Genomic DNA, 17,093 nt, shown 5'->3' on the forward strand with positions numbered 1-17,093 from the left:
CAACGAAGGCGTCGATCACGCGAACCGGATTGTCATCTGCAACCCAGTCGTCCAGGCATTCCGGCAACAAAGTAGATTGCCCGCGATCAGCTCCTTGAACGAAACGAGCCATGCCAGCCCCCGCCGATTCAGTGCGGGAATCATAGCAGGCACGGCGTTTTCACACAGCCAGGGTCAAAAGCGGACTAACAGTTCGCTCTCTTCAAGGGATCGAAGGTGAAGCACGGCAAACGGACGTTGGGGTACGTGCTTGCCTGATCAGACTTCTTGCGGCGAGCGAACCGGGTTATGATCTTGCAGCTGCTTCAGGGATGCCGAACCGGCCGCCTGCCTGGCTTCACAGCAGCCTCATCTCCCACATCCACCCCGGCATTCCGCAGCAACACTGTCGCCGCTTCCTTCGCGGCACGCGCCATTGCGGGGTCGTCGCGGACGAGGTCCTGCGCGATGGAGCCGTCGACCAGCAGCACGAGCTGCGTTGCGAGTGCTTCCGCGTTCGCAACGCCGAGCTCGTTGAGGCGGTCGCGAAACCAGACGCGACGGCTTTCCTTGAAGGCGATGGCGATCTTCTTCACGGCGCGGTCCGCCGGGCCAAGCTCGGCGACCGCATTCACGAACGGGCAGCCGCGAAAGTCTTTTGCGGCGAAGCGGCGCTCCAGCGAATCAAAGGTGGCGAGGATCTGCTCGGCCGGGGGCTTGTCCGAGGCGCGGGGCTGCACGAAGCGGCGCTCCAGATAGGCCGCGATCAGCGCGTCCTTGGAGGGGAAGTGGTTGTAGAGCGTGCGTTTGGAGATGCCGATCTCGGCCGCGATGGTGTCGACCCCGATGGCGCGAATGCCTTGCAGATAGAACAGCTTGTCGGCGGTCTCGAGGATCCGCTCTTTCATCGTCTGTGGGGCCGGCGGGGGAGCCATGCGGCGGTGAATGTCCTGTTGGCTTGACAGCGCCTGCTATCCATAGCCTAAGTACACAGGTCTGTGTAACCAAAATCAACCGATATTGCAGACCACGGCGTTCGCGCCGCGCCGGTGAGGGAGAAGAAAATGCCGCTGCTGCAGGTCCTGCGTCCGACATTGCCCATCCTGATCGGCGCCTCGATCATGCTGACGCTGAGCATGGGGCTGCGCCAGAGCCTCGGCATCTTCATGCAGCCGCTGACCCACGACATCCATCTGTCGATCTCCGACTTCACGCTGGCGCTGGCCGTGCAAAACCTCGCCTGGGGCTTTCTCCAGCCGCTCGCCGGCGCGATGACCACGCGCTACGGCTTCCGTCCCATCATGATTGCAGGCTCATTCATGTACATCGCGGGCCTGGTGCTGATGGCAACCGCGAACGGTCTCGTCGCCATCATGATCGGCGCCGGCGTGCTGATCGGCACTTCGCTCGCCTGCACCGCGGCGGCGATCGCGATGTCGGTGGCGGCGCGCGCGGTACCCGCGACGGTGCGTTCCACCGTGCTTGGCATCGTCTCCGGCGCGGGCTCGCTCGGCGCGTTGCTGTCGGCGCCGCTCGGGCAGATGCTCAACGAGGGCTTTGGCTGGCGCGTCGGGCTCGCCGGCTTCGTCGTGATGTCGGTGCTGATGATCCCGGCGGCCTGGTATGCCGGGCGCGTTGACGCGGTCCCGCTGCCGAAGCCCGCGACTGACGAGATCGTCGATGCCACGGCCATGATCGCGGCGAAGACCGCCTTCGGCAATGCGTCGTTCGTGGTGATGACCTGCGCCTATCTCGTCTGCGGCATGCAGCTCGTGTTCCTCACCACGCACCTGCCGTCCTATCTCGCGATCTGCGGCCTCGATCCGATGCTGAGCGCGCAGACGCTCGGCATGATCGGCGGCTTCAACGTGCTCGGCTCGCTGTTCTTCGGCTGGGCTGGCCAGCGCTGGAACAAGCTCGCGCTTCTCGGCGGCATCTACGTCCTGCGCTCGCTGGCGCTGGCCTGGTATTTCATGCTGCCGGCAACGCCTGCCTCGACGCTGCTGTTCGGCGCGATCATGGGCTTCTTGTGGATGGGCGTGGGACCGCTGGTCGCGGGCGCGGTGGCCGAGATGTTCGGCCTGCGCTGGCAGGCGATGATCCAGGGCCTCGCCTTCATGAGCCACCAGATCGGCAGCTTCCTCGGCGCGTACGGAGGAGGGCTGCTCTACGACGCGCTCGGCTCCTACACCATGGCCTGGCGCATCGGTGTCGCGCTGGGGTTGGCCGGCGGCATCGTGCAGGTGGCGTTCGCGCTGATCCGGCCGTCGCAGCCGCCGGCGACGGTGTTGCGGACGGCGTAGGCTGGGCGTGTCCTCATGGGCGTCCGCTTTGAAGTTTACAGCGGACGCCGCGCTGCTTGGCCGCGATCGCCGGGCGGCCGCGTGCATCGATGGGCGCGCGTCTCTCAGGGACGAATGTGGATAATCGTATTCCCCTTGCGTCGCTTGGTCGGATTTAATGCGGCGACGGCATCGTCGAGGGTCGAGACGTTGCCGATGTTCGTCCGCAGTCGTCCGTCCCGCACCCGCCGTACGATCTCACTCAGTTGGGCCCGATCGGACTCGACGACGAAGTCGACCGCCAGGCCATCGGAGGGCCGCGTCTCGGCCGGCCCCACGATCGTCACCAGTGTTCCTCCGGCCCGGATCAGTGCTGCGGATCGCTTCTGGATGTCACCGCCGATGACATCGAACACCAGATCGACTTTGCCCACGTCCTTCAGGGTGTCGTTGTCGAGGTCGACGAACTCCTTCGCGCCGAAGTCGAGCACTGTCTGACGGTCGGCGGCGCGTCCAGAGCCGATGACGTAGGCGCCGGCCTCTCGTGCGAGTTGCGTCACCATCGACCCGACTGCGCCGGCCGCGCCGTGTGCGAGGACGCTTTGCCCCGCCTGAAGACGGCCGTGTTGGAACAGCCCTTGCCAGGCCGTCAGGCCCGAGATCGGCAGACTCGCACCCAGGGTAAAGTCGACGTCGCCCGGCAGCGGTGCAAGGTTGCGTGCCTCGATCGCCACATACTCGGCCAGTGTGCCGTCTCGATACCAGTCCGCGAGGCCGAACACCCGCTGTCCGACTGACAGCCCCGTCGTGCCATATCCGAGGGCGGAGACCACTCCGGCCAGCTCGTGCCCAAGGATCGATGGTGTTCGGTCACGTTCGAGGCGATCGGTCCAGGTCGACGGCCACGCCAGCTCAGTCGGTACGAATCCCGACGCATGAACCTGAACGACGACGTCGTTTATCGCTGCCTGCGGCTCGGGTCTGTCCATGAGCTTCATCCCGGCCGTTCCTGCGGCCTGGTCCGTTACGACGATCGCCTTCATGGGAATTATCTCCTCTGTCATTTGTCTCTTGGTCGAATAATGCAGAGAGCGTGGACGCACCGGCTATCCACAGAATGCCAGGCCGTGTGGAACTCCTGTCTCCGTGTCCGCAATCTCCGCTGTCCGCAGTGACCGGGGCTCCCACTCAGCCTGATGGATCGGGATCGCTCCGATCGCTGGTGTCAGCGAATAGATGCGTTGCGCCCGGCTATAAAACAGTACCAAGAATGTCGATTTTGGCTGTATCAAGCGCGACGGCCGCCTCCCGATGCAACTCGATTGTGCCAAACGGGCTCCATTGGCTGCCGAGATTTGCTCGGTGATCGAGAGCGCCTTGAGAGGGCGAGCAGGAATCCAGGTTGCGGACGGTTCAGTCTTTCGCGCGCAGCCCCGCTTCGATGCGCTGGATCAGTTGCTCCCGCAGCGCAGGCACCACGTTTCCGAGGACGACGAAGGTGCGGACGATAGGCAAATACGGCTCCATTGCCGCCGTCAGCTCCGCCAGAGACATGCCGGCCAGCCGCGCATATTCGGATTGCGCCGCCGCATTGGTCGCGCGCGGCCGCTCCGGATTGTCGGCTAGTTCCGGTGCGAGCTCGGACAGGATGACATGCAAGAACCCAAGATCGAGGGCGGCGGGCCCGCGCATCGCGAAGGTCCAGTCGACAAGCTTTGGGCCTTCCGCCGTCATGATCACGTTGCCGGGGCTAAGGTCGCAATGGCAAAGCCCGTCGCCGGTCGGCAGGCGATCGATCAGGGCGAGGATATCGGCGGCGATGTGCTTCGGGACCTTGCCGTCGTCGTGCCGCAACTCGCTCTCCATATACGCGCGCATGGAGAGGAGCTCCGGCGGCGCGGACGTCTTGTGAAGAGTCATGGCCAGAGCCGCGACGATCGCGCCCGCCTGTTCGAAAGTCACCGCGCCGGTCCGCGAGAGATGCCACAGGGTCGGTCCGTCGAGGCGCTCCAGCACGATGCCGAAGCGCCCGTCCAGCGTCACCTCGCCGAACACCGCCGGCACCGGGACGCCGGCGGCCCGCACGGCGCGGATCATGCGTACCTCATGCCGGCCGAGCAGATGAGAGACGCCGGCCTTGAATAGCTTCACGACCTGACCGGGCGCCCAGGCGTAGGCTTCGGAGAAGGCGCCTTCACCGATCTTTTCCCCCAGCGATCCCTGCATGCCCGTTCTCCACCGTGCAGATGAAACACCGGCGGCGAGAAAAAAGGAACCATCCTGTCGCGAGGGCAGCCGGACATTATGATCGCGTTTCGACCTGCAGAGACCTTCGATCGCGTTCGCGCCGATCCGGCCGTTGCAGCCGCCGGCGCCAATGTTGCGGACGGCGTAGGGAAGCGGGTGCTCACGAGCGTCCGCGGCGCTTCAGACCCATAGCGGTCAGACGAAGTCGGGGATAAAACAGCGTTCAGGAAACGGGACATAAACCCATGGCGTTTTGGACAGCGGGCGCGGTTGGGTTGTTGATCGCCTATCTGCTCGGCTCGATCCCCACGGGGTATCTGGCGGGGAAACTGCTCAGGGAAATCGACATCCGAAGGCATGGCTCCAAGTCCACCGGGGCAACGAATGTCTTGCGCACTCTCGGCAAATGGCCTGCCTTGTTCGTGCTCGTCGGCGATGTGCTGAAGGGCGTGGGTGCCATCATTGTTGCGCGCTCGTTCTGTCCCTGGCTCTATGCAGAATTATCCCCGTCGCCGACAGCTTCTGATCTGCAGCTGTGGGTGCCGTGGGCTGTTTGTCTGGCTGGAATTGCCGTGCTGTTGGGACATAGCCGATCGATCTGGCTGAACTTCACGGGCGGCAAGTCGGCTGCCGCCGGACTCGGTGTGTTGCTGGCGATGTCCTGGCCCGTTGGATTGGGGGCTGCAGCCGCCTTTGGCTTCGTGCTGGCTATCACGCGGATCGTTTCCTTGAGCTCGATGCTCGCGGCGTTGACGGCGATCGTTCTTGTCTGCGCGGTCGAGCACCCGTTGCCGTACCGGTTGCTGGTGATCGGAGGCGGCCTCTACGTGATCATCCGCCATCGTGCGAACATCCAAAGACTTTTGGCGGGAACGGAGCCGCGCCTGATTCGAAATGGCCAGAGTGCGAAAGCGGAGGCGCAAGTTTAGCACGGGACTGGGCCACCCATTGAGGTGCCGCAACACTCGGTTGTCGAACAGACCTGAGCGATTTCAATTCACAATAGTGAACCCAACGGAGGGAACATGGCCTTCAGATCAGCGAGTTTTATCCTCTGCCTGCTGTTCGCCATTCCGCGCATGACGATTGCGGGAGAGACGCTTGACGCTGCCGCCATGGACGAGATGCACAAGCATTTTTCAGAAGCGTATAATCGCGGTGACCTCAACAGTATGGCCGCAACATTTACGGAGAACGCTGTGCGGGTGACACCCAGCGGTATCTTTCAGGGCAGGGATGCCATTCGCCGGAGTTTCAGCGACGCCCTCAAGCTCGGACTGCATGACTATTCGGTTCAACGAACCGTCTCTCGCCCCGAGGGCGCCTACGTCTTCAACGCCGGGACATGGGAGGCCAAGATGGGAGACCGTCCGTTTCACGGTTATTACTCATCCATACTCACCAGCGAAAATGGACAACTGAGGATCATCGAAGAAACGGTGGCGGTCGCAGCGCCCTGATCGCGGGTCGTGCTGTGTTGCTGTCTGCGTCCCAACTCTGCGCAGCAGCGTTTCACGCTGCAGCGCGTCCGTTATACGAGAGGGAACGTGCGGGACGCAGGCGCAGCCCTCGAGCGAATGCCGGGCGCCTCGACGTCGGCTGTCTTTCCGGCAGCTTTCCGAAATGGGAAAGGGTTTGCATCAGCGCGGATCTGACGGCGGGCTCGATCTTCGCGCAAATGAACCAGCAGACCAGAACAAGCAGGCCCAGCGCGATCCAGACGGCCGAGGTGGCATCCCAGCCGGCATCGACCAGGGCACGAATGATCGCGGTGCCGATGACGTTATGCGTGAGATAGAGCGGATAGGTGATCAGTCCGAGCGTTCTCAAATAGGCTGGTGTTTCAGGAGAAGCGTTGCCCGCAGAGCGCCTGCTCCGCTTCGCGGCGATGGCAATGAGGAGCACTGCAGCAGCCCAGACCATGATCGGCACGAGAGCCGATTGATCCGAGATGGCGGGGATGGACGTCAAGAAGAACGAGGCGAAGAAGTAGATTTCCGCCGCGCCTGATAGACACGTGATGGCAATTGCGACCTGTTCGAGCGCCGTCAATTGTCTGTTCGCGGAGATGAACAGCCAGATCCCCAGCGCAAAGAAGCAGCCATGCGTCAGCAGGAATGCCGCGCACGGCACCCGAAACATCAGAATGACGAGATAAGGCAGATCGGATGGCGTCGTGCATGACAGCACGAGTAGCGCGACGGCATTGAAGATTGCGCTGTAGATGGTGAGACCCCAGGCGAGGTGCCGCAGGGTGACCTTCTTGGTGAGCATCGCGCAGAACACGAGACCATAAAATGCCGTCTCGGCTGCCAGTGTCCAATAGACTTCGTCGAGCCACTGACCGGTGACTCCCTTGGGCACCATCAGCATGGCGTGGGCGTAGGGCAGAATGAGTTCGGATGCCGGTCCGCTCCCGAAGAGAAGCAGAACGAGGAACGTCGCGGTGGCGCAGACCCAGACCGCAGGATAAATCCTGAGTGCGCGACCAAGAAGAAAGGCGCCCGGCGAAGACGTGCTTGCGGAATTCGCGATGACAAAGCCGGAAATGACGAAGAAGATTTCGACGCCGACCCAGCCGAACCACGTGTAGGGCGCGGCGGACGGGTAGAGAACATCGGCGGCGACAGTGCGCTCGAAACCGGGGACGCCGATCGAGGTCCAGGCCCAGGACCAGAACATCTGGTGAAACATGGCGACGCCGAGGGCGGCGGCGAAGCGCAGCGGATCCAGCAACGGCAAATGGCTCTTCACGGGAATGGACCAGGTTCATGCAACGATCCCGCTGGAGATATCGGAGGTGGTGAAGGCGCTCTGCGAGGTGCGTCACACTTGGTCCGTCGTGGTCGAAATGCGCAGGATCTTTGGGTTAGTCACGTAACCCTGCTCTCATGCCCGGACGCAACGCCACGCGCTGCGTCCGGGTCTGGACACGAGTGAGCTGAGCTCGATCGCAACAGAAGGGCTGCGGAGAGGATGGACTAACGCGTGCGTGCTGATCGCTTGAGATCGGCGACCTTAAACCTGTTGCCGGCGGCCAGGCTGCTGCACAACCAGTGGGCCTTGTTTCGGTTGTCGCCCAGGAACGTCCTGGTGTCGACGCAATCCAGGTAGGATTTGTGGGTGATGGTGTCGCGGCAGGTTGGCGAGAAAGGACCGTAGTCTATGTTGCCGCCTGACTCGCTGCATCCAACCCACGGATCCTTGCCGCTTGGGAAGCTCGATGCACAGCCTCCGTTGCAGCTGCTGGCGACTTTCTCTAGGCCGGCAATCCTCCCCATCACAGAACCCGGCGCATACGTAGGCGTGCGCGCGGCTGACGTTTGAGCTGTTGAGGTAGTCCGACGAGGGGCAATTGTGTTTGCTCCTCGCTCCGACACGTGTGGCCTTGCCACCTGTTTCGGCGCGTCGACCGTGACGGGGGGAATCGTGGCGGCGGAGCCGGTTGGGATTTGCGACGCTGCCGGCGCGCACAGTAAGATTGTTGACAAGGCAGCGATGGTTGAAGGCACGACAAGGCTTGATGAGAATCTCATGACCATGTCCTTCCAAAGCCGGGACGGACATTCCCGCCCGGCAAGTGCACGCTAACATACATTCGGGAGCGAGCAACCGAGGGTTGAACAAAATCTGGCGACGACTCGCTGTGCCGAGCTCAGCCCTCGTGCCCCGGACGCAGCGCAGCGTCACGTCCACGGGGCGCTGCTGCGCATCCGGGACACGCGAGAGGGGCCAAAATAAAACGGGGCCCGCAAGGGCCCCGCAAAAGTCTTCAGCGTCCCGCGATCTTACTTGATCTTGGCTTCGCGGAATTCGACGTGCTTGCGCGCCACGGGATCGTACTTCTTCTTGACCAGCTTGTCGGTCATGGTGCGCGAATTCTTCTTGGCGACGTAGTAGAAGCCAGTGTCGGCCGAGGACACGAGCTTGACCTTGATGGTGACCGCTTTGGCCATGTTCAGAACCTCAGGAACGAAGGGAATCTGGAGCCGGCCAAATGGCCCGCGTTGGCCGGCAACCTAGCCAGAAACGGCCTGATGTCAAGATTTTAGGGGTCGAAAACCGCCCAAATCGGCCCGATTACGCCTCGAAGAACCGGTTTTTGGGCCGCGGCAGGCCCAGATTCTCTCTCAAAGTGGGCCCTTCATACTCTTTCCGGAAAATCCCGCGGCGCTGCAGCTCCGGGACCACCTTGTCGACGAAATCGTCTAGGCCGGCGGGCAAGAACGGGAACATGATGTTGAAGCCGTCGGAGCCGCGCCCGACCAGCCATTCCTCCATCTGATCGGCAATGGTTTTGGCCGTGCCGACGAAGGATAGCCCGCCATAGCCGCCAACGCGTTGAGCGAGCTGGCGCACCGTGAGCTTGTCGCGGGCGGCGAGGTCGACCATGCGCTGACGGCCGCTCTTGCTGGCATTGGTCTCGGGGATTTCGGGGAGAGGGCCATCCGGGTCGAAGCCTGAGGCATCCGTGCCTAGGATGACCGAGAGCGAGGCGATGGCGCTGTCGTAATGCACGCGGCTGTCGAGCAGGGCGCGCTTCTCCCTGGCCTCGTCGACGCTGTCGCCGACCACGACAAAGGCGCCGGGGAGGATCTTGAGGTGTTCGGGATCGCGGCCGACCTTCTCCATGCGGCCCTTGATGTCGGCATAGAGTTTCTGGCTGTCGGCAAGACTGCCGCCGCCGGTGAAGACGGCTTCGGCGGTCTCTGCCGCAAGCTGCCTGCCGTCGTCGGAGGCGCCGGCCTGCACGATCACCGGCCAGCCCTGGACCGGGCGGGCGATGTTGAGGGGACCGCGCACCTTCAGATATTTGCCCTGATGGTCGAGCACATGCATCTTGGCGGGATCGACGAACACGCCGCTTTCGACATCGCGCACGAAGGCGTCATCGGCAAAGGAATCCCACAGGCCCGTGACGACGTCGTAGAACTCGCGGGCGCGCTTGTAGCGCTCGCCGTGCTCCATGTGGTCGTCGAGGCCGAAATTCAGCGCTGCATCCGGGTTCGAGGTGGTGACGATGTTCCAGCCCGCACGGCCGCCGCTGAGATGGTCGAGCGAAGCGAAGCGCCGCGCGACGTGATAGGGCTCGTCGAACGTGGTCGAGCCCGTCGCGATCAGGCCGATCCGCTCGGTGACGGCCGAGAGCGCCGACAACAGCGTGAATGGCTCGAACGAGGTGACCGTGTGGCTGCGCTTGAGCGCATTGACCGGCATGTTCAGCACGGCGAGGTGATCGGCCATGAAGAAGGCGTCGAACTTGCCGGCCTCGAGCTTCTGGATCAGCGTCTTGATGTGGCTGAAGTTGAAATTGGCGTCGGGCCAGGCCCCGGGATAGCGCCAGGCGCCGGTGTGGATGCTGATCGGGCGCATGAACGCGCCAAGCTTGAGTTGCCGTTGTGCCATCGCCCGGTATCCGTTTTTGGTGTCGTTCCGAAAGACATAGGCATGCCGCGGAACTCCGCCATCGGGGGAGGCGGGAAGATTATTTTGTTTTTCGATGTCAGCTCAGCACATTCGCGTCATCCCGGGCAACGCCCGGAACGACGGAGGAGTCCCATCGAACCGATCCACGGCTCACTCCGACCAAGCCATGACTTTCGCTCCCGATGAGACTTTCGATGGCAGGTGCAATGACCGTGGACGGGCGCATCGTCCGCATCGACCGGCCCATGCCCTGGGTCGGGCGGCTGCTGTCATTGCCGCTGCTGGCGGCGAGCTTCTATCTGCTGTGGAATGTCGCGCTCGGCCTGCGGCAGGATTTCTCCGGTTTTGGCCGGCTCGCCGATGATCTCATGCCGGTGCTGGTGTTCACGGGACTCGGGTTGCTCGTCGGCATCCCCGGAATCATCCTGCTCATCTTCCGCACCTTCGTCGTGCTGAACGAGACGCTGCGCCAGATCGTCATCACCAGGCAGTTCGGCCCGCTGAATTTTCGCAACCATCGCGATCTCGCCGATTATCATTTCATCAGCATTACCGACGAGGACGATCCGGCGCTGACGACATACGATGTCAATCTCTGCGGCAACAAAGGGACCGAGCCGATCACGCTGATGAGCTTCACCAAGCGCGAGGAAGCCAGTCGGTTCGCCAGCGAGCTCGGGCGAGTGCTGAACGTTCCCGCGCGCGACTATGTCGGCACCGAGCCTGATGCGGACGATGCGGACGTCACAAACTGATCAGCTCAAAATGTCCTTCTGCATCTTGCCGCCGTAGAAATGGAAGAACGGCACCGGTGCATCATGGCGGAGCGGGCCGGTGGCGAGGCGCGCGTCGAGCTCGTTGAGCACGTTGCGCGTCATGGGATGGAGATCGGCGAGCGGCTTCGAGCCGAGCTCGACCCAGACCAGCTCGACAAGCTCGGCATCGGCATGGATCACGCCGTCGACGCGATGGGTAATAGCGGAGGCGTCCGCCGTGAAGAAGCGCGTGTCGAACCGCTTGACGCGGCCGGGCGGGGTGATCGCGCGCGCGATCAGGAACAGGCTGGAGGGGTCGGGCAACAGGCCCGCATCGGCGAACGGTTTCCAGGCGCCTTCGAGTTTGGCCTTGCCTTCGGCCTTGCGTCCCAAGCAGAGACCGGTTTCCTCGCAGGCCTCGCGGATCGCGGCAATCGCCAGCGACTTCGCGCGCGAGGCCGGCGTCTTCGGACTGCCCTTGGCGAGATTGGCCTCCAACTCGGCGGTTACAGGCGCCGCGCACGGCACGCGATAATCGTCCTTGTCGACGCGTCCGCCGGGGAAGACGAACTTTCCGGGCATGAACACCACGTTGTCGTGGCGCTTGCCGACCAGGACTTTTGGAGTTGTGCCGCTGCGATCGACCAGGATCAGGGTTGCCGCATCCTTCGGGCGGAAATAGGGATGATGGTCGGCTTCCTTGCCCTCGTGGATCTTGGCCTTGTCGGCTGCCTGCGACGTATCCGTCATGTCCTCACCCAAACTGCTTCTTGTTTATTTTGCCTACACCGGCGGAATACCATCCGTCGGGTTCTCGTCAAACCCGTGCATGCGCAGAGCCCATTGCAATCCGACCACGGCTCCCTTCACCGGCTGGAGCAGTGCCAGCGAGGCGACGAAGGTAAAGGGCAGATAGGCCGCGAAGCTGATCCAGACCGGCGTGGTGTAATTGGTCTCGATCCAGAGGACGGTGGGCACCACGATATGGCCGACGATGACAATGACGAGATAGGCGGGTAGATCGTCGGCCCGATGCGGGGTGAAATCGAGGCCGCAGACCGAGCAATTGTCCGCGGTCTTCAGGAAGGCGCGGAACAGTCTTCCGTCGCCGCAGCGGGGGCAGCGGCCGCGAAAGCCGCGCTTCATGGCAGCAAAGACGTCGCGCTTCTCGACGAGGCCGGTCTCGCGGGTCCAGATCTTCGGGGTTGTGCTCACCATGCCTTACCCTTCTGACCCTTGCCTTTGCTTTTTCCCTTCGCCTTTTTGCCCTTGCCGGGCTTCGGCTTGTCCGGCTTGCGCTTCTTGTCGGGACTGCGCCCGGGATGCGCCTTGAACGAGGGGCGGCGTTGCGGACCCGATCCCCTGCGGCTCCGCGGCGCGGACTCACCGGACGATGACAGCAGCTCGAATCGTAGCGCGCCCGCGATGGGAGCTGCCTCGATCAGGCGGACGTCGACGACATCACCGAGCTGATGCATGGTGCCGCTGCGCGTGCCGACCAGGGCGTGCCGGCCCTCGTCATAGTTGAAATATTCCGTGCCGAGGGATCGGATCGGGATCAAGCCGTCGGCGCCGGTCTCAGCGAGCTTGACGAACAGGCCGGCGCGCGTGACGCCGGAGACGCGGCCCTGGAAGTTCGAACCGATGCGGTCGGCGAGGTGATGGGCGATCAGGCGGTCGACGGTCTCGCGCTCCGCCTTCATCGCCCGCCGCTCGGTGACCGAGATGTGGGCTGCGACTTCGCTCAACGTTTCCGGCGTCTCGGTGTCGGGCAGCGCGCCTTCGCCAAGCCCGAGCGCGCGAACCAGCGCGCGGTGCACGACGAGGTCGGCATAGCGGCGGATCGGCGAGGTGAAATGCGCGTAGCGGCGCAGGTTCAGGCCGAAATGACCGTAATTCTCCGAGGAATATTCGGCCTGCGCCTGGGCGCGCAGCACGACCTCGCTCACCAGCGGAAAGTGGTCGTGGCCTTCGAGCTGCGCCAGCACGCGGTTGAACAGAGCGGGGCGCAGCGCGCCGCCTTTCGCGAACGGAACGTCCAGCGTCGCCAGGAATTCCGCGAGCGCGTGGACCTTTTCCAGGGTCGGCTCGTCATGCACGCGGTAGATCAGCGGCAGCGACTTCTTCTCGAGCATCTCGGCTGCCGCGACATTGGCGAGGATCATGAACTCCTCGATCAGCTTGTGCGCGTCGAGCCTGTCGGGCACGACGACGCGGTCGACCGTGCCGTCGGGCTTGAGCAGGATCTTTCGCTCGGGCAGATCGAGATTGAGCGGATCGCGCTCGTCTCGCGCGCGCTTGACGCAGGCATAGGCCGCATAGAGCGGCCGCAGAATCGGATCGAGCAGGGGGCCGGTGGTGTCGTCCGGCCTTCCGTCGATCGCGGCCTGCGCCTGGGCGTAGTTCAGCTTGGCTGCGGAGCGCATCAGGATGCGATGGAAGCTGTGCGAGCGTTTGCGCCCATCGGGGGCGATGATCATCCGCACCGCGAGCGCGCCGCGCGGCTCGCCCGGCACCAGCGAGCACAGATCGTTGGAGATGCGCTCGGGCAGCATCGGCACGACGCGGTCGGGGAAATAGACCGAGTTGCCGCGGTCGAGCGCGTCGCGGTCGAGCGCGGTGCCAGGCCGCACGTAGAAGCTCACGTCGGCGATGGCGACATCGACGATGAAGCCGCCTCTGTTGTTGGGATCAGGATCCGGCTGCGCGTGCACCGCGTCGTCGTGATCCTTGGCATCCGGCGGATCGATGGTGACCAGCGGGACGTCGCGCCAGTCCTCGCGCCCCTTCAGATTGGCCGGCTCCGCCGCTTCGGCTTCGCGCTCCGCCGCGGGACGGAATTGCAGCGGGATGTCGTGCGCGTAGATCGCGATCAGGCTGATCGCCTTCTCCGACTTGACCGAGCCGAGCTTCTCCTTGACCCGGCCTGACGCCAGCCCAAAGCCGCGCGAGCGGATGATGTCGACGCTGACGAGATCGCCGTCCTGCGCGCCGTGCGTCTCGGTCGGGGCGATGTTCAGCTCGCGGTCGGCGGACTTCTTGTCGACGGGGATGATCCGTCCGCCGCCTTCGGGCAGGCTGCGGAAGACGCCGAGGATGCGGCTCTTGGTCTTGTCGAAGACCTTGATGATGTGGCCGCGATAGGCCGGGCCTTCGGTCTCGTCGGAGCGCTCGACCCGCAGCAGCGCGCGATCGCCAACGCCGGCCGCGGTGCCGGGTTTTGGCCGGCGCGGCATCGTGATGAGGATCTTTGGCGGTTCGCCGCTTTCGACCTCGTCCCATTCGGTGGGGGAGGCCATCAGCTCGCCGTCGGTGTCGCGGCCGGTGATGTCGGCGACCAGCGTCGGCGGCAGGCTGTCCGGCTCTGAAATCGTATGGCGCTTTTTCTTGACGAGCCCGTCGTCGGCGAGCTCGCGCAGCATGCGCTTGAGCTCGATGCGGTCGGCGTTCTTCAGGCCGAACTCGCGCGCAATTTCGCGGGTTCCGACCTTTCCGGGATTTGCCTTGATGAAGGCGACGATGGCTGCCCGGTCGGGAAAGCCACGGTCATTCTTGCGTTTCACTTAGCCTCTATTTGGTGCCGGCACTTTTCTTGGCCGGAGCTTTGGCGCCGGATGCCTTGGTCGGCGACGTCTTGATGGCCGAAGTCTTGGCCGTCGACGACACGGCGGCGCGCGCCTTGCTGGTGGATTCGGATTTGGGTTTGGCCGCCTTCTTCGCGGCCGGCTTTTTGGTTTTTGGCGCGGCGTCGTCGCCGTCGGCGGCCTTGGCAGCAGCCTTCTTGGCCTTGGCCGGCTTCGCCGCCTTCTTCGATTTCTTGCCGCCGCCCTTGGCCGCGCGCTCGTCGATCAGCGCGATCGCCTGCGGCAGCGTGATGGCGTCTTTCTCGATGTCGCTCGGGATCGTCGCGTTGACGCCGCCGGCTGTGACGTAGGCGCCGTAGCGACCGCCCTTCACCGTGACGGTGCCGAGGGTAGGATGATCGCCAATCGCCTTGCCGGGATCGGCGCCGAAGCGGCGGCTCGGGCCCTTGGCGATTTTCTCCGCGATCAGCGTCACCGCCCGGTTGATGCCGATGTCGAACACTTCGTCGCCGGCCTCGAGGCTGGCATAGGTCTTCTCGTGCTTTACGAACGGCCCGAAGCGGCCGAGACCCGCGGTGATCGGCTCGCCGGTTTCCGGGTGCTTGCCGATCTCGCGCGGCAGCGACAGCAGCTTGAGCGCAAGCTCGAGCTCGACATCTCCAGGAGAAGTCCCCTTCGGAATGCCCGCGCGCTTCGGCTTCTCGCCCTCCGCATAATCCTTCTGCTCGCCGAGCTGGATGTAGGGGCCGAACCGGCCGGCCTTGACCCAGACATCACGACCCGTATCAGGGTCCTGGCCGAGCGAACGATCGGCCGTGGCCTCGCCGTCGGCGGCAAGCTGACGGGTGTAGCGGCATTCCGGATAGTTCGAGCAGCCGACGAAGGCGCCGAATTTGCCGGCCTTCAGATTGAGCCGTCCGTTGCCGCAGCTCGGGCACTGCCTGATGTCGCCGCCATCGGTGCGGGGAGGATAGATGTGCTGCCCCAGCATGTCGTCGAGCACGTCGAGCACCTGGGCTACACGCAGATCCTTGATCTCGTCGACCGCGCCGATGAAGCCGGTCCAGAAATCCTTCAGCACCTGCTGCCAGGAGATCTCGTTGTTGGAGATGCGGTCGAGCTGCTCTTCCAGATTGGCGGTGAAATCGTATTCGACGTATCGGGCAAAGAAGCTTTCGAGGAACGCGACCACGACCCGGCCCTTGTCCTCGCCGTGCAGGCGCTTCTTTTCGAGCTTGACGTAGCCGCGGTCTTTGAGGACCTGGAGGATCGAGGCATAGGTCGAGGGCCGGCCGATGCCAAGCTCTTCCATGCGCTTGACCAGCGAGGCTTCGGAGAAGCGCGGCGGCGGCTCGGTGAAATGCTGGGTGACGGCGAGCGACTGCCGCTTCAGCGCGTCATTCGGGCTCATCGCGGGCAGGCGGCGGGAGTCCTCGTCCTCCTCGTCGTCGCGGCCTTCCTGATAAAGTGCGAGGAAGCCGTCGAACTTGACGACCTGGCCGGTGGCGCGCAGGTCCAGCGTGCGGCCGCCAACCTTCGCCGTGATGTCGACCGTGGTGCGTTCCAGTTCGGCCGATTCCATCTGGCTCGCGATGGTGCGCTTCCAGATCAGCTCATAGAGCCTCGCCTGATCGGACTCGAGCTTGCGGCTCATGCTATCGGGGCGGCGCGACATGTCGGTCGGCCGGATCGCTTCGTGGGCTTCCTGGGCGTTCTTGGCCTTGGCCTGGTACTGGCGCGGCGCGTCCGGAACGTAAGCGTTGCCGTAATCCTCGCCGATCACCTTGCGGGCCTGGGTGATCGCGGACGGGTCGATCTGCACGCCGTCGGTACGCATATAAGTAATGAGTCCGGTGGTCTCGCCGCCGATATCGATGCCTTCATAGAGCCGCTGCGCGATGCGCATGGTGTGCGCCGGCGCAAAGCCGTATTTGCGACTGGCTTCCTGCTGCAGCGTCGAGGTGGTGAAGGGGGCCTGCGGATTACGCCGGGCCGGCTTGGCATCGACCGTGGTCACCGCGTAGGCGGCTGCTTCCAGCGCCTTCTTGAAGTCTTCGGCTTCCGCGCCGGTGCCGATGTCAAGGCGCTGGATCTTCTTGCCGTCGGCGCCGACGAGACGGGCTTCGAAGGCGTCGCCGCGCGGCGTCAGCAGGGTCGCGATCAGCGACCAGTATTCGCGCGCAACGAACTTTTCGATCTCGAGCTCGCGGTCGCAGACCAGCCGCAGCGCCACCGACTGCACGCGGCCCGCCGAGCGGGCGCCCGGCAGCTTGCGCCACAGCACGGGGGAGAGGGTGAAGCCGACCAGATAGTCCAGCGCGCGGCGCGCCATATAGGCGTCGACCAGCGCACCGTCGATCTGGCGCGGATGCTTCATGGCGTCCGTGACCGCCTGCTTGGTGATGGCGTTGAACACTACGCGCTCGATCTTGTGGTCCTTGAGCGCACGCTTCTCTTTAAGAACCTCCAGCACGTGCCAGGAGATGGCCTCGCCCTCGCGATCAGGGTCGGTGGCGAGAATCAGGCGGTCAGCGTTCTTGAGGGACTTGGCAATGTCGTTGAGCCGGCCGGCCGCCTTGGGGTCGATCTCCCAGATCATCTTGAAATTGGCGTCGGGATCGACGGAGCCGTTCTTCGCCGGCAAGTCGCGGACATGGCCAAACGAGGCCAGAACCTCGTAGGACGAGCCCAAATACTTGTTGATCGTCTTGGCTTTCGCCGGCGACTCCACAATGACGATATTCATGTAGTTCCAGTAACTTATGGGGAAATTTGGGGCCGAATTCGATGAGATTCGGGTCGGCCCTTTCGTCCCGAAC

At 63.8% G+C, this 17,093-nt stretch carries 14 protein-coding genes; 4 read left to right on the forward strand and 10 right to left on the reverse strand.

Annotated features, from left to right (window positions below; translation table 11 throughout):
• Window positions 1-305: 305 nt before the first annotated feature.
• On the reverse strand, window positions 306-914 hold the full coding sequence (locus IVB41_RS22165) for a TetR/AcrR family transcriptional regulator (RefSeq protein ID WP_346770862.1): 609 nt from the start codon (window positions 912-914) through the stop codon (window positions 306-308).
• A gap of 129 nt (window positions 915-1,043) precedes the next feature.
• Between IVB41_RS22165 and IVB41_RS22170 the strand changes: the two genes are divergently transcribed.
• Complete coding sequence (locus tag IVB41_RS22170; RefSeq protein ID WP_247434951.1) at window positions 1,044-2,282, forward strand: MFS transporter; 1,239 nt, start codon at window positions 1,044-1,046, stop codon at window positions 2,280-2,282.
• A gap of 104 nt (window positions 2,283-2,386) precedes the next feature.
• Here the strand turns inward: IVB41_RS22170 and IVB41_RS22175 are convergent, their stop codons facing one another.
• Window positions 2,387-3,304 (reverse strand): NADP-dependent oxidoreductase, encoded by a 918-nt coding sequence (locus IVB41_RS22175; RefSeq protein ID WP_247434954.1) that lies wholly within the window; start codon window positions 3,302-3,304, stop codon window positions 2,387-2,389.
• Window positions 3,305-3,674: 370 nt separating this feature from the next.
• Window positions 3,675-4,487: an aminoglycoside phosphotransferase family protein gene (locus IVB41_RS22180; RefSeq protein WP_247434957.1), complete on the reverse strand. Its 813-nt coding sequence runs from the start codon at window positions 4,485-4,487 to the stop codon at window positions 3,675-3,677.
• A 266-nt stretch (window positions 4,488-4,753) separates the two neighbouring features.
• On the opposite strand from IVB41_RS22180, the gene plsY reads away from it, so the two are divergent.
• On the forward strand, window positions 4,754-5,437 hold the full coding sequence (plsY, locus tag IVB41_RS22185; protein WP_247434960.1) for a glycerol-3-phosphate 1-O-acyltransferase PlsY: 684 nt from the start codon (window positions 4,754-4,756) through the stop codon (window positions 5,435-5,437).
• A 96-nt stretch (window positions 5,438-5,533) separates the two neighbouring features.
• On the forward strand, window positions 5,534-5,968 hold the full coding sequence (locus IVB41_RS22190) for a nuclear transport factor 2 family protein (protein WP_247434962.1): 435 nt from the start codon (window positions 5,534-5,536) through the stop codon (window positions 5,966-5,968).
• 52 nt (window positions 5,969-6,020) lie between these two features.
• Here IVB41_RS22190 and IVB41_RS22195 read toward each other — a convergent pair whose 3' ends face one another.
• The 3 genes from IVB41_RS22195 to IVB41_RS22205 form a co-directional block, all read right to left on the reverse strand.
• Window positions 6,021-7,262: an acyltransferase gene (locus IVB41_RS22195; RefSeq protein ID WP_247434968.1), complete on the reverse strand. Its 1,242-nt coding sequence runs from the start codon at window positions 7,260-7,262 to the stop codon at window positions 6,021-6,023.
• A gap of 1,034 nt (window positions 7,263-8,296) precedes the next feature.
• Window positions 8,297-8,464: a 50S ribosomal protein L33 gene (rpmG, locus tag IVB41_RS22200; RefSeq protein ID WP_007603295.1), complete on the reverse strand. Its 168-nt coding sequence runs from the start codon at window positions 8,462-8,464 to the stop codon at window positions 8,297-8,299.
• Between the two features lie 124 nt (window positions 8,465-8,588).
• Window positions 8,589-9,914: an LLM class flavin-dependent oxidoreductase gene (locus tag IVB41_RS22205; protein ID WP_247434971.1), complete on the reverse strand. Its 1,326-nt coding sequence runs from the start codon at window positions 9,912-9,914 to the stop codon at window positions 8,589-8,591.
• 215 nt (window positions 9,915-10,129) lie between these two features.
• Here IVB41_RS22205 and IVB41_RS22210 point away from each other — a divergent pair, with 215 nt between their 5' ends.
• The gene (locus tag IVB41_RS22210) at window positions 10,130-10,690 is read left to right on the forward strand and encodes a hypothetical protein (RefSeq protein WP_247434974.1); all 561 of its coding nucleotides are present in this window, start codon (window positions 10,130-10,132) and stop codon (window positions 10,688-10,690) included.
• Here IVB41_RS22210 and IVB41_RS22215 read toward each other — a convergent pair whose 3' ends face one another.
• The 4 genes from IVB41_RS22215 to topA are packed head-to-tail and all read right to left on the reverse strand — an operon-like array spanning window position 10,691 to window position 17,020.
• A complete protein-coding gene (locus IVB41_RS22215) occupies window positions 10,691-11,440 on the reverse strand; it encodes an NUDIX hydrolase (RefSeq protein WP_247434978.1) in 750 nt (249 codons plus the stop codon). It lies immediately after the preceding gene.
• Between the two features lie 33 nt (window positions 11,441-11,473).
• A complete protein-coding gene (locus IVB41_RS22220) occupies window positions 11,474-11,908 on the reverse strand; it encodes a DUF983 domain-containing protein (protein ID WP_247434981.1) in 435 nt (144 codons plus the stop codon).
• Window positions 11,902-14,253, reverse strand: coding sequence for a ribonuclease R (gene rnr, locus IVB41_RS22225; protein WP_247434985.1), 2,352 nt, complete (start codon window positions 14,251-14,253; stop codon window positions 11,902-11,904). The genes IVB41_RS22220 and rnr overlap by 7 nt, the downstream gene beginning before the upstream one ends.
• 7 nt (window positions 14,254-14,260) lie before the next feature.
• Window positions 14,261-17,020, reverse strand: a complete 2,760-nt coding sequence (topA, locus tag IVB41_RS22230) for a type I DNA topoisomerase (RefSeq protein ID WP_247434988.1) — start codon at window positions 17,018-17,020, stop codon at window positions 14,261-14,263.
• Between the last annotated feature and the right edge of the window lie 73 nt (window positions 17,021-17,093).

The organism is Bradyrhizobium sp. 44 (genome assembly GCF_023073095.1).
In the GTDB taxonomy this organism is placed as follows: Bacteria; Pseudomonadota; Alphaproteobacteria; order Rhizobiales; family Xanthobacteraceae; genus Bradyrhizobium.

Coding starts and splice junctions, on each gene's coding strand:
- IVB41_RS22175 (WP_247434954.1), bottom strand. CDS start 3,304: ATGAAGGCGATCGTCGTAACGGACCAGGCCGCAGGAACGGCCGGGATG.
- topA (WP_247434988.1), bottom strand. CDS start 17,020: ATGAATATCGTCATTGTGGAGTCGCCGGCGAAAGCCAAGACGATCAAC.
- IVB41_RS22180 (WP_247434957.1), bottom strand. CDS start 4,487: ATGCAGGGATCGCTGGGGGAAAAGATCGGTGAAGGCGCCTTCTCCGAA.
- IVB41_RS22165 (WP_346770862.1), bottom strand. CDS start 914: ATGGCTCCCCCGCCGGCCCCACAGACGATGAAAGAGCGGATCCTCGAG.
- IVB41_RS22210 (WP_247434974.1), top strand. CDS start 10,130: ATGGCAGGTGCAATGACCGTGGACGGGCGCATCGTCCGCATCGACCGG.
- plsY (WP_247434960.1), top strand. CDS start 4,754: ATGGCGTTTTGGACAGCGGGCGCGGTTGGGTTGTTGATCGCCTATCTG.
- IVB41_RS22215 (WP_247434978.1), bottom strand. CDS start 11,440: ATGACGGATACGTCGCAGGCAGCCGACAAGGCCAAGATCCACGAGGGC.
- IVB41_RS22190 (WP_247434962.1), top strand. CDS start 5,534: ATGGCCTTCAGATCAGCGAGTTTTATCCTCTGCCTGCTGTTCGCCATT.
- rpmG (WP_007603295.1), bottom strand. CDS start 8,464: ATGGCCAAAGCGGTCACCATCAAGGTCAAGCTCGTGTCCTCGGCCGAC.
- IVB41_RS22205 (WP_247434971.1), bottom strand. CDS start 9,914: ATGGCACAACGGCAACTCAAGCTTGGCGCGTTCATGCGCCCGATCAGC.
- IVB41_RS22170 (WP_247434951.1), top strand. CDS start 1,044: ATGCCGCTGCTGCAGGTCCTGCGTCCGACATTGCCCATCCTGATCGGC.
- IVB41_RS22220 (WP_247434981.1), bottom strand. CDS start 11,908: ATGGTGAGCACAACCCCGAAGATCTGGACCCGCGAGACCGGCCTCGTC.